We start from the raw sequence: 12,012 nt of genomic DNA, 5'->3' as shown, positions 1-12,012 counted from the left end.
CTCTCAGAGTTTGACCGTGTACTCTTCTTTGGCTTGCACTTGTTCGTCAGAAAGCCCCCAATAAACAAATTCTTTATCCAAAGAGGCTGCAAAAAGAGATACCACTATGGATTCAAAAAAGGACTTTTTCTTGGCATTGTAACGCTCAATACTGTCATTATAAGCCTGTTTGGAGTAGGCCAGTTTATTTTCAGTATTCACAATCTCTTCCTGTAACTGCATCACATTTTGACTGGCTTTCAAATCAGGATACTGTTCAAATACCAGATTCAAACCCGAAGCAATTTTTGAAATACCATTTTCAGCATCCATACGAGCCTGCTCATTACCCGAAGCTTTTGCCTCCTGCGCCTGATTACGCAAGGCCACAACATCTTTCAAGGTGGTTTTTTCATAATCCATGTATTTTTTAACGGATTCGATCAGTGATTCAAACACTTTAAAACGTCTGTCGAGTTGAATATCAATTTGTTTTTTGTTGTTATTAATCGCTTCGATCAACCCTATCAAGGTATTATAAATACTGATAGCCCAGATAAATACAAGCGCAACAATAACCAATAAAACTATAAAAAAAGTACTCATTTTTTATCCTTTACAAGAATTCCTATACATAGTTATAGCTTGAAAATGGTGAAAATGAAATTCATTTTGATTTCTATTGAATCATAACTCCAAAAATTCTCCCTTCATTAATGCTTCTTGGCCAAAATAGGTTTTAAAAATTGCCCGGTGTAAGAACCTTTGCACTGCGCAACCGTCTCGGGAGTTCCTGTCGCAATAATTTGTCCACCTTTACTCCCCCCTTCAGGCCCAAGATCAATAATCCAATCGGCTGTTTTAATTACATCGAGATTATGCTCAATAATAACAATGGTATTGCCCTGCTCTCGTAAACGAAACAGTACCGTCAATAATTGTTTGGTGTCATGAAAATGCAAACCCGTTGTGGGTTCATCGAGAATGTATAGCGTATTCCCCGTATCTCTTTTGGACAGCTCACGGGCTAATTTTATTCGTTGCGCTTCTCCTCCCGAAAGGGTCGTGGCACTTTGTCCCAGCTTGATATAAGACAAACCAACATCCATCAACGTTTGACATTTGCGTGCCAAAACAGGAATTGCCGAAAAGAAGTGACACGCATCTTCAACCGTCATGTCCAAAATCTCATGGATGTTTTTGCCTTTATACTGAATTTCAAGGGTTTCTCGGTTGTAACGTTTCCCCTGACATACATCGCAAGAAACATAAATATCAGGCAAAAAGTGCATTTCAACCTTAATCAGTCCATCACCCTGGCACGCTTCACAACGACCACCACGCACATTAAAACTGAATCGACCGGGCTGATAACCTCGAGCACGTGATTCAGGGGTTCCTGAAAATAAATCTCTGATGTGTGTAAAAATACCTGTATAAGTCGCCGGATTGGAGCGAGGCGTTCGCCCTATTGGGCTTTGGTCTATATCGATTACCTTGTCACATAAATTCAAACCGGACAGCTCTTTCACTGCCCCAGGTGCAAATAAGCTGGCTCTATTCAATGTGTTAGCCGCTATAGGATACAAAGTATCGTTAATTAAACTGGACTTACCCGAACCCGAAACTCCAGTAACGCAAGTCAATAAACCTAAAGGAATACTCACATCCACATCCTGCAAATTATTACAGGTCACGCCTTTTAAATGCAGCATACGATCCGCTTGAACAGGCAAACGAGATTTGGGGATTTCGATTGATTGTTTTCCTGATAAATATTGGCCAGTTAAAGAAGAAGGGTTAGCCATAACCTCTGCCGGAGAGCCGCTGGCGACAACTTCTCCACCATGTATGCCCGCTCCCGGACCAATATCCAGAACAAAATCAGCGCTGCGAATGGCATCCTCGTCATGCTCCACAACGATTACCGTATTTCCCTGATTGCGCAAGTGCATTAAGGTATTTAACAGGCGATCGTTATCTCGTTGATGCAAGCCAATAGACGGCTCATCGAGGATGTACATCACCCCAACCAAACCTGAGCCAATTTGACTTGCCAGACGAATACGTTGTGCTTCGCCTCCCGACAAGGTTTCTGCGCTGCGGGTTAACGAAAGATAATCCAATCCCACATTAACCAAAAATCCCAGGCGCTCAACGATCTCTTTATTAATTTTGGCGGCAATTTCTCCCTTGTATCCTGGCAAACTCAATCCTTTAAAAAATTCATACGCTTTTTCTATGGAATAGCCACATAATTCTGGCAGATTTTTATTATCTATGAATACATTACGGGCTTCTTCACGTAAACGAGCTCCTTGACAGGTCTGGCAAGGACGAGAAGATAAATACCTGGCCAACTCTTCTCGTATCATCCCGGAATCCGATTCACGATAACGTCTTTGCATGTTAGGAATGATCCCCTCAAAACAATGCCGTTTCATCATATAACCGCCATTAGGCCTATGGTAGTTAAATTCAATCACTTCTGAGCCGCTACCATACAATACCACCCTCTTCATCTTTTCTGGCAAATCACAAAATGCCGTGCGGGTATCAAATCCATAATGTCTGGCAAGCGATTCGAGCATCCCAAAATAATAAGACGTTTTCTTATCCCAACCTCTTATTGCGCCCTCAGCAAGACTGGCCGTAGCATCATGAACAACCCGTTCCGGATCGAAAAACTGATCAACACCCAAACCATCGCAAGAAGCACAGGCACCAGCCGGATTATTAAAAGAAAACAGGCGTGGCTCTAATTCGCTTAAGCTATAACCGCACTCAGAGCAGGCAAATTTGGAAGAAAACAACAAATCGTCAAATTCCTGATCCATAGAAGACACTATAGCTACTCCATCAGCCAGATTCAGGGCGTTTTCAAAGGATTCACTCAACCGTTGCGCAATATCAGGCCGAACTTTAAAGCGATCGACAACGATTTCTATGGTGTGTTTGGTACGCAAACCCAATTTAGGAGGAGAGTCCAGCTCACAAAGCGCCCCATCAATTCGAGCTCTCACATATCCTTGAGCCTGCAATTGCTGCAACAATTGCACATGTTCTCCTTTACGATCCCGAACAACCGGAGCCAAAATCATGACTTTGCTGTCTGCTGGTAAAGCCAACACCTGATCGACCATTTGACTGATGGTCTGGGCATGCAAACTGATTTTATGAGTTGGGCAGCACGGCTCTCCTACCCGAGCAAAAAGCAAACGCAAATAGTCATAAATTTCGGTAATGGTTCCCACGGTTGACCGAGGATTATGAGATGTGGCCTTTTGTTCAATAGAAATCGCCGGCGACAACCCCTCAATAGAATCGACGTCCGGTTTTTCCATCATAGACAGAAATTGACGAGCATAAGCAGATAATGACTCAACATAACGTCGCTGTCCCTCAGCATATAACGTATCAAAAGCCAAAGAGGACTTCCCTGAGCCGGATAGTCCTGTAATCACGATTAACTGATCTCTGGGGAGATCCAGATCCAGATTTTTAAGATTGTGAGTTCTTGCGCCACGGATAGAAATAGTATGCATATAAAACAGTACACAGAATTGAAAAGACCCAAAGTATATCTCTGCTACACTAATATAACAAACGGTTCAGGCGATTAAAGCCCTGAGTAATGAACAGGGCAAACGCATCTAAATTATGAACATAAATCTCCACCCTTTTGCCTACGTCCTGCGCGTTATGCGCAGGATCCATGCGATCTTAGTGCAGGCAAAGATCTGGATTCTGCGCATAAAGCGCAGAACGTAGGCATCTTGGTCTTAGATAATACGTTTAGATGCGTTTGCCCTGGATTAATGAAGTTGATGAAATTATCCAGACCAAGCCCTATACTCTTACCTGACACACTCGATGAGAACAGAGATGAAGTGGCAGAACTGCACTCTTGCTCAGCAACACGATGACGGGTTGTTATGGTGTTTAAAAAATAATTTGTCAGTTATATTTTAAGGATAATCAATGAAAACCTTGACCCGTTTTAAATTTTTTCTCTGGTATTTTGGATGCTTTAAAGTGGCCATGATAGGCTATTTAAAACCTCGCCTTATTACTCTTACTGACCAGGATATAGTCATTTGTCTGCCGCTAAGAAGGCGCAGCCGCAATCATTTAAAATCCATGTATTTTGGTGCTCTGGCGGTGGGGGCTGATTTGGCCAGTGGTCTGCATGGCTTTTACCATGCCGAACAGGCGCAATGCAAACCCTCTCTTGTATTTAAATCATTTAAAGCCCAGTTTTTAAAAAGACCCGAGAGCGATGTCTATTTCGTTTGTACCGAGGGGGATGTGGTAAAAAAAATGATTGCGGATTCCCAAGCTTCTGGCGAGCGAATCAATAAACCCATTTCAGTTAAAGCCTATACCCATTACTTGACCCAACCCGAGGAAGTAGCCGACTTCATTCTGGAACTCTCCATCAAAGTAACTCCCTAGGGTCTGTTGTTGATTATGCGTTGCTGCAGAGGATGGGGATTCTTGCAACAATCCGAACAACATGACCGCATTATCTATTATAATGCACTACCACTGGGTCAGGGGATTAGATCAAAAACATTTCCTCAGCATCCAATACCTCAAGGTATTGGTGATAGGATAAAATTTTATCCAAACGGACATCAAACAGAACCGCACCTTGCACGTAAGCATAATAATAGGTTTCATCTGAAACAAATTTATGTGCAGGAACCAGGCAATCAGTCCATTCATTCCATTGCGGCGTTACCGAGTTGGACTGCCAAAAACAAGGAATTTTTTCACCACTGAGTAATTGATCCAAAACCTCCTCGCTGGCGCCATTATCCAGGGCTAAATCATAATGCAGGCGCATATCGGCTTCATTTTTCACAATTAAGAAACTGATATTGGCGTCATCATCCAACATAAAAAAACTACCGGAATTATCTGCCAGATAAAATTCCACTATCCCTTTCTTTTGACACAAATCCCAAAATAATTCCGCAAATTTTTTATCATGCAGACAGCTTGGCGAGGTAACCGATAACATGCGAACAACCATATCGGACATACTTTGAAAGTACTGTAATTGCAAATCGTGAATACTCTTGATGATAAGATTTGCCACATCGGGGTCGCTTTTTTTAATGTACCGATGAATTAACCCCTGGTTAAACGCTTCAATGGCAAGTTTTTCGTCAGCCTGACCTGTTAGCAGAATCTTTTTAATGTTGGTGTCTTCTATCCGTCGGCAAAACTCCAGACCATCCATTCCCGGCATGGCATAATCAACAATCACCACGGATATTTCCGAAAATCTTCTTGAATTATAAACTTCAGCATGAATTGCCGCCAAATCCAGGTTAATTGTGTGATTGGTCAAAGGGCAATTTTTGGCTTCTGTATATTCAGAAATGCAGCGCTGACTTAATAACTCCAACTCACAACGCTTTTTATCTATGCACTCCAGTGCATTAAAAGGGGAATCAAAGATGCGATAGGCCAAGCCTTCGTCAAGATGCAAAACAAAATTGAGCAAGAAATCGCGACTATCATCTACAAATACCGCCGTACTGGGAAAGTAACAGGTAGGTATAGAGAAATGTTGCATAGCTCCTCCTGAGCAAAACAAAATGAAAAACACATCCGACTGTAACACACCGTTTGTTACAAATTAAATCGCCACATATGCTAAAAACTGCTTACAAAATATCATAATTGACTAATTTAGCCAAATAAAACTTAAGACTTGTTCCAAGCCATAAAGCCATCAAGGCGATGCACCATCCTGTTCCAGCTCGGTCCAACACACCGTTTAAAGCCCTAAATAATCCGCAGAATCACGCAGATGAAGTTCTGCTACCGTTAGACAACCTCATTAAAATTAGTCTATAGTAAAGTGACTTCTTGTGTTGTTTCATCAACAATTGAAGTCATTGTGCTGGCACGAGTTATCATTTAATAAGGACATTTTATGGCTAATTCCAAAGACATGTACCAACCCATGGTTGGTGAACTAAAACGTAACTGGGGCTGGATTTTAGGACTAGGAATTCTCTTTCTCATTTTAGGCTGCATAGGCTTGGGCATGGTAGTAGGTTTAACCCTGGTGAGTATGTATTTTTTTGGCGCACTTTTAATCATCTCGGGTATAACTCATATTATCGATGTATTTAAGCATAAAGAATGGAAAGGAATTATCTGGCAGGCGTTAATAGCTGTGCTGTATATAGCCGCCGGATGCACCGTGTTTTACGACCCATTCCTGGCATCTACCTTAATCACTGCTATTTTAGCCGCCTTACTCATAGTCATTGGATTCACCCGAATTGTCATGGCTTTAGTGTTACGCGACGCAAAAGGCTGGGGTTGGTTAATGCTAGCGGGCATCACAGCAATAATTCTTGGTATTTTAATATTGGCACAATGGCCTATCAGCGGTTTATGGGTAATTGGACTGTTTATTGCGATTGAAATGATAGTCAATGGCTGGACCTATATTTTCATTGCGTTATCCTTACGCTCAGCAAAAGACTAACCACTAAAAAACGGCGTTATTTGCACTAACGCCGTTAGTTTGCTCCTGCGGGATTGAGTCAACTACAGGGAAACTCAAACTGAATAAAGCATATTCCCCTTCTTTTGCTTCACACACTATAGTTCCGCCAAAACCATTCATCACGAGTTTACAAAAAGAAAGTCCTATACCGGTACCCATGAAGGTGGTGGTATAAAAATGATTGAACAAACGAGACAGCTCTTGACTGGTCATTCCTTTTGCTGTGTCTTTAAAATGCAGGTAATTGAATTTATCCCTGTTTTCAGTCCAAATATAAATCTTACCCCTTTGAGTGGTAGCTATCATATATAACGCATTTTTTATTAAGTTAAACAAGACATGCTGCATCAGCAATTTTGAACCTTTAAACTGAAAATCGCCTTCCCAGGAAATTAAAGTCCGTTCTCTTGGTGATAAAAAAGGATAACGGGCAATGGCTTCATTTAAACATTGTGCCATGGAACACGTTTCCATGGTGCAATTCGTTATTGTATTTTCTCTACCCGCTTTTACTAAAAGCATATCAATGATGGTATTGGCGTAATCAATCTCACTGACAATTCGATCACTAACGCCCTCTAATTGCAACAATCGCCGCGCTTTCATAGGAGTGTCAATCAGCTGATGACTCTTGGCCAGTTGATAGCCTTGAATTAATCCTGGTAAGTAGTGAACTAATGCCTGAGCGCCACTTTTGATTCCCAGTAAAGGGGTTCTTAGTTCATGGGCTATCATTCCTGCTGCTGCCGCCATTCCGGCAAGACGTTGTTGCTGTGCCATGGCCGTTTTATAGTTTAAAGTAGAACCAGCTATTACGGTAAAGATGATAACCAAGGCCATTTCTATATGTTCCTCACCAAAATAAATCTGGGGCGATAAGCAGTAATACCCTACCAACGCCATACCTACACCCAAATTAAATACTATGGTCAAGCTCAACAAATCAACAAGCAAGACCAACAAAAAGACGCTACATAAAAGAGACATTGCTGAAATAACACTGGCTTGATTCATCAAAAAATGAAAGGTGAAAAAAAAGGGTAAAGTAAACAACAGAGTTAAAAACCAGTACCAGGATAAATAGTTCTTCAATTGGGTTGGCCAATAAGAGGTCAGCATTAATCCCAGCCCAAGCAAACTGCCAATAAGCCGCAATAACAGGCTTTCATAGGGCTGCGGAAAGCAATAAACCCAAATCAAATAAAAAAAAGGAAATCCCAGAAAAGCTATGGCACCCACGGCAACCAATTGATGAGCGGAGTTGGACAAGCTTCGCTGCATGGATTCATCCAGGTGCCGTACAATATTTCTAATTTGCCACATCGCTATGTCCTTATCGTTTGTATTCAATGAGGCTTACAAAGCTCATTACCACCTCAATTTTTGAGGACACCAGGAACCATTCTCTTAGCAGAATAAACGAATCAATGCTATGATCTGCGCTTATTTTACAAGTATCTGATTATCCATGAAGCAAAAAGTCATTCGCATCGCTACACGTCAAAGCCCTCTGGCTTTGTGGCAGGCTAACCATGTCAGAAAAATGCTATTAGAGCAATGGCCATCCTTGACCATAGAATTACTTCCCATGGTCACTTCCGGTGATAAATTTCTTAAAGATAAATTATTAGTAGCTGGAGGAAAAGGATTATTTGTTAAAGAGCTTGAAGAAGCCTTATTGGATAAAAGAGCAGATTTTGCAGTCCATTCTACCAAAGATATGCCAGCTGAACTTCCTGCCGGACTTAGTCTTACAGCTATTTGTAAAAGACATAATCCCTATGATGCCTTGGTCAGTTCAAAATTCACTCATTGTGATGGTCTTCCTTTAAATGCTGTTGTAGGAACTTCCAGCCTGCGGCGTCAATCTCAATTGCTGGCGTACAGACCGGATCTCCAGATCAAAACCCTTAGAGGAAATATTAATACCCGCCTTGCCAAACTCAAGGCAGGTGAATACGATGCAATTATCCTGGCGGCAGCAGGACTGGAGCGTATGGGACTAAAGCAATCGATTAGCGAGCTCTTGCCTGAGGAGATCATGTTACCGGCATGCGGTCAAGGTGCCTTATGCATAGAGAGCCGAGCGGATGATCACGATATTCACGATATAATCAAGGTATTAAACGATCCAGTATCCTCGCTATGTGTTCATACCGAACGAACAGTTAACGCTCAACTAGGTGGTAATTGTCACGTTCCCTTGGCTGTATTTTGTAACATGACCGCCAACTCCGAACTCCTGTTACAAGCCAGAATATTAAATCCGAATGGATCTCAAATCATTTACGATGCGCAAAAAGGTTCTACAGAACAGGCTCATCAGCTGGCGATGCACTGCGTTGAAAATCTGATGGCGAAAGGAGCAAAACAATTACTCAACACGCCAATAGCATGACTCAATCACTAAAAGGGTTGCGTGTCTTGAACACTCGCCCCAAAGAACAAGCGCACTCGCTTAACAACGCCATTACCAAAGCAGGTGGCATCGCCATTTCATGCCCCGCTCTGGAGCTGGTTGCATGTGATGCACTGTGGCTTGATTCATTACCCGACCTTAATAAGGTAAGCCACGCCCTGTTTGTCAGCGCTAATGCGGTACACTATTGTTTTACCCAATTACAACGCTACAATATTCCTTGGCCAAAGCATATTCATGTTATTGCTATTGGACATGGAAGTGCAAAAGAACTGAATCAGTTTAATATTGAGATCCATGAAATTCCAGACATTCCAGACAGCGAACATTTGTTAGCGCTTAAGAGTCTGCAACAACTAAACAATCAAACCGTGCTATTATTTAAAGGAATTGGCGGAAGGCAACTGATTGAACAAACACTGATAAACCGAGGCGCTAATTTACACAGCCTGGAAGTCTACCAAAGGGTAATGCCTAAAGTGGATTATCAATTAACTCATTCCTTATGGCAGGAAGATTTAGTCGATATTATACTGTTAACGAGTGAACAATCCATGCATAACCTGTTTGAGATGTTCTGCAAAGACGCTCATCACTGGCTTAAGCACAAGCCATTTATCGTGCTGAGTGAGCGGCTTGCAAACCTGGCTACTGCAAACGGCATTACCAAGACCCTGGTAAGCCATCCAGACAGGATAATGAGTACATTGTTTGATTACTATCAAGGATTAATTCATGGCAAATAGCAACGATAAAGAAAAAAAAGAAACCACGCAGCTCCAGGAAAAGATGAGTAATACGCCAAATTCACTAAAACAAAAAAAAAGTGAAGCGTCTGGTGCTAAAAGCAATGGATTAATCGCTAAAACAGCGCTCATTATTGCCATCCTGGCGGTAGCCACAACTTTTTATAACCAGCATGAGGCAAAAAAAATACAATCTCGACTGGTTGATGAAAATAAAAGCATGATGGCTCAATTAAAAAACTTTGCGCAAAACCAGGACACCGCACAAGAACAGTTTACTGCAATAGAAAAGAGCATTCTAAAAAAACAAAAAACACTGCACTACCGAATGGATGGTTTAAATAAAGAATTACGCACCGCTATAAAACAACGTCTTTATCAAAATCAGGATTGGCTGTTGCTTAAAGCGCAATATTATCTTGAATTAGCGCAAATCAATACCCACTGGAGCGATAATTTTAACACGTCTATAGCCCTGCTCCAGCAAGCCGATGCGTTGTTAAGTCAAATAAATACCCCTCAGATTTTTGCGGTCAGACAAATAATCGCTAAAGAAATTGCCCAGTTAAAAGCGACTCCAATTCAGGATATTCCGGGATTACTCAGCAAGCTCGATGCAGCACAAATCAGTGTCAGCAATCTCACCATTCAGTCACCACTGGAAAAAAATCAATTAAGCGCTACAAAAAATGATTTGGATTCATCCCGTTTTGCAACATGGAAAGCGCAATTCAAAAACAGCCTTAAATCACTGGAACAACTGGTAATTGTCCGCCGTACGGATGAAAACATCACACCATTGATGTCCCCGTTATTTGAATCCGCATTAAAAGAAACGATTCGTCTTAATCTGCAACAAGCGCAATGGGCAATACTCCATAAAAATAATGCAGTGTATCAACTGGCACTGCAACAAGCCTGTAACGCCATAAAAAGAGTATTTGATACAAAAGCTCAAGATACCGCCGCCTTGTTGCATCAGCTCACTGAATTACAAAACATTAAATTTATCCAGGAACAACCTGAAATAGGCACTGCCTTGCCCCAGCTTCATCAAATTATTGAAGACAACGAATTACACAACGCCCCGATAAACAACAGCGAGAAAGGAGTAAACTGATCATGATACGAATTCTCGTTGCATTTTTTGTCTTACTCGGCTCGGTATATCTGGGCATTCAGCTCAATCACGACCCGGGCTATGTATTAATCGCCATCAATCACTGGACTGTAGAGACCACTCTTTGGGTTATGCTTTTTAGTCTGTTGCTCCTGTTTCTGATCTTTCATTTTTTGTTACAGTTGTGTCATAAAGTAGCAAAAGCTCCCCGTGCTCTTTGTGAATGGAATTCAAAACGTCTTGCGCAAAAAGCCCAAGCAACAACCAGAAAAGGATTAATCGAATACAGTGAAGGCTATTGGCATAAAGCAAAAAACCATTTAATCCAGGCATTACCTAACACCGATACGCCCCTGCTCAACTATTTAACTGCTGCTCGGGCAGCGCAAAAGATGGGCGACAGTCAACAAAGAGATCATTATCTTCGTGAAGCACAGCACTGCATGCCAGAAGCCAAAATTGCCGTAGAACTAACCCAGGCTCAACTGCAACTGGCAAATCGCCAATGGGAGCAAGCGCTGGCGACATTAAGACATTTACAGGATTTGGCACCACGTCATCCTTATGTATTGAAGCTTTTGATGAACCTTTATGAAGAAGTGCGTGATTGGCCCCAGCTCATTGCCCTCCTGCCTGATTTAAAAAAATGTCAGGTGATTTCCGAACATGATTATGAACAATTACAAAAAAATACCTATCAACGTGCTATCATCGATTTAACCCGACAGCACCAAGACGAAGCCGTAACGAATCTGTTTCACTCTCTGCCCAAATCATTAGCTTATAATGCAGATATAGTCTCTGCATACGTTCGTTATTTGTACGAAAAACAGGAATACTCTGAAGCGGAAGCTTTATTAAGGCGCTGTTTACGTAAAGAGTTCGATGCTCAACTCATCGATCTTTATGGTTTGTTTTATAACAACGAGCAGCAATTATCCTTTGCTGAATCATTACTGAAAAAAAATCCCCATTCGGCGTCCCTCTATCTCTGTTTGGGAAGGCTTTGCGTAGCCCAACATTTATGGGGGAAAGCAAAACACTATTTGCAACAATCCAATGAATTAAATCCAACACCTTCTGCTTATAACGAACTGGGTAAACTCTACGAAAAACTAAATGACTCATTACAAGCATGCGAAAATTTCAGAAAAGGATTGGAACTCACAATAAACACAAATTAATGTACCAATACCCATATTCTGCGACCAGC

General features: G+C 41.6%; 10 protein-coding genes. 6 read left to right on the top strand and 4 right to left on the bottom strand.

Annotation, left to right across the window (positions count from 1 at the left end; all coding sequences use genetic code 11):
* Window positions 1-3: 3 nt before the first annotated feature.
* Window positions 4-585 carry a LemA family protein gene (locus Lwor_RS02280; protein ID WP_058492281.1) on the bottom strand — a complete coding sequence of 194 codons (582 nt, stop codon included), beginning with the start codon at window positions 583-585 and terminating at the stop codon, window positions 4-6.
* Window positions 586-692: 107 nt separating this feature from the next.
* Window positions 693-3,524, bottom strand: a complete 2,832-nt coding sequence (gene uvrA, locus Lwor_RS02275; RefSeq protein WP_058492280.1) for an excinuclease ABC subunit UvrA — start codon at window positions 3,522-3,524, stop codon at window positions 693-695.
* A 436-nt stretch (window positions 3,525-3,960) separates the two neighbouring features.
* On the opposite strand from uvrA, the gene Lwor_RS02270 reads away from it, so the two are divergent.
* A complete protein-coding gene (locus Lwor_RS02270; protein WP_058492279.1) occupies window positions 3,961-4,434 on the top strand; it encodes a PaaI family thioesterase in 474 nt (157 codons plus the stop codon).
* A 106-nt stretch (window positions 4,435-4,540) separates the two neighbouring features.
* Here the strand turns inward: Lwor_RS02270 and Lwor_RS02265 are convergent, their stop codons facing one another.
* Window positions 4,541-5,566 (bottom strand): response regulator, encoded by a 1,026-nt coding sequence (locus Lwor_RS02265; RefSeq protein ID WP_058492278.1) that lies wholly within the window; start codon window positions 5,564-5,566, stop codon window positions 4,541-4,543.
* Window positions 5,567-5,929: 363 nt separating this feature from the next.
* On the opposite strand from Lwor_RS02265, the gene Lwor_RS02260 reads away from it, so the two are divergent.
* Window positions 5,930-6,493, top strand: coding sequence for an HdeD family acid-resistance protein (locus tag Lwor_RS02260; protein WP_058492277.1), 564 nt, complete (start codon window positions 5,930-5,932; stop codon window positions 6,491-6,493).
* Between the two features lie 3 nt (window positions 6,494-6,496).
* Here Lwor_RS02260 and Lwor_RS02255 read toward each other — a convergent pair whose 3' ends face one another.
* The gene (locus tag Lwor_RS02255) at window positions 6,497-7,837 is read right to left on the bottom strand and encodes a sensor histidine kinase (RefSeq protein ID WP_058492276.1); all 1,341 of its coding nucleotides are present in this window, start codon (window positions 7,835-7,837) and stop codon (window positions 6,497-6,499) included.
* Window positions 7,838-7,982: 145 nt separating this feature from the next.
* On the opposite strand from Lwor_RS02255, the gene hemC reads away from it, so the two are divergent.
* The 4 genes from hemC to Lwor_RS02235 are packed head-to-tail and all read left to right on the top strand — an operon-like array spanning window position 7,983 to window position 11,983.
* On the top strand, window positions 7,983-8,912 hold the full coding sequence (hemC, locus tag Lwor_RS02250) for a hydroxymethylbilane synthase (protein ID WP_058492275.1): 930 nt from the start codon (window positions 7,983-7,985) through the stop codon (window positions 8,910-8,912).
* Window positions 8,909-9,679 (top strand): uroporphyrinogen-III synthase, encoded by a 771-nt coding sequence (locus Lwor_RS02245; protein ID WP_058492274.1) that lies wholly within the window; start codon window positions 8,909-8,911, stop codon window positions 9,677-9,679. The genes hemC and Lwor_RS02245 overlap by 4 nt, the downstream gene beginning before the upstream one ends.
* Entirely contained in the window at window positions 9,669-10,799 is a 1,131-nt protein-coding gene (locus Lwor_RS02240; RefSeq protein WP_058492273.1) for a uroporphyrinogen-III C-methyltransferase, read from the top strand. Before Lwor_RS02245 ends, Lwor_RS02240 begins: the two co-directional genes overlap by 11 nt.
* 2 nt (window positions 10,800-10,801) lie before the next feature.
* Window positions 10,802-11,983, top strand: a complete 1,182-nt coding sequence (locus Lwor_RS02235) for a heme biosynthesis HemY N-terminal domain-containing protein (RefSeq protein ID WP_058492272.1) — start codon at window positions 10,802-10,804, stop codon at window positions 11,981-11,983.
* The last annotated feature ends 29 nt before the right edge of the window (window positions 11,984-12,012 follow it).

Origin of the sequence: Legionella worsleiensis, assembly GCF_001467535.1 — a bacterium.
GTDB classification, from domain to species: Bacteria; Pseudomonadota; Gammaproteobacteria; order Legionellales; family Legionellaceae; genus Legionella; species Legionella worsleiensis.
Note: the sequence above shows the minus strand (reverse complement) of the source record. Positions and strands in the feature narration are given on the sequence as shown.

Coding starts and splice junctions, on each gene's coding strand:
- hemC (WP_058492275.1), top strand. CDS start 7,983: ATGAAGCAAAAAGTCATTCGCATCGCTACACGTCAAAGCCCTCTGGCT.
- Lwor_RS02235 (WP_058492272.1), top strand. CDS start 10,802: ATGATACGAATTCTCGTTGCATTTTTTGTCTTACTCGGCTCGGTATAT.
- Lwor_RS02270 (WP_058492279.1), top strand. CDS start 3,961: ATGAAAACCTTGACCCGTTTTAAATTTTTTCTCTGGTATTTTGGATGC.
- Lwor_RS02255 (WP_058492276.1), bottom strand. CDS start 7,837: ATGTGGCAAATTAGAAATATTGTACGGCACCTGGATGAATCCATGCAG.
- uvrA (WP_058492280.1), bottom strand. CDS start 3,524: ATGCATACTATTTCTATCCGTGGCGCAAGAACTCACAATCTTAAAAAT.
- Lwor_RS02280 (WP_058492281.1), bottom strand. CDS start 585: ATGAGTACTTTTTTTATAGTTTTATTGGTTATTGTTGCGCTTGTATTT.
- Lwor_RS02240 (WP_058492273.1), top strand. CDS start 9,669: ATGGCAAATAGCAACGATAAAGAAAAAAAAGAAACCACGCAGCTCCAG.
- Lwor_RS02265 (WP_058492278.1), bottom strand. CDS start 5,566: ATGCAACATTTCTCTATACCTACCTGTTACTTTCCCAGTACGGCGGTA.
- Lwor_RS02245 (WP_058492274.1), top strand. CDS start 8,909: ATGACTCAATCACTAAAAGGGTTGCGTGTCTTGAACACTCGCCCCAAA.
- Lwor_RS02260 (WP_058492277.1), top strand. CDS start 5,930: ATGGCTAATTCCAAAGACATGTACCAACCCATGGTTGGTGAACTAAAA.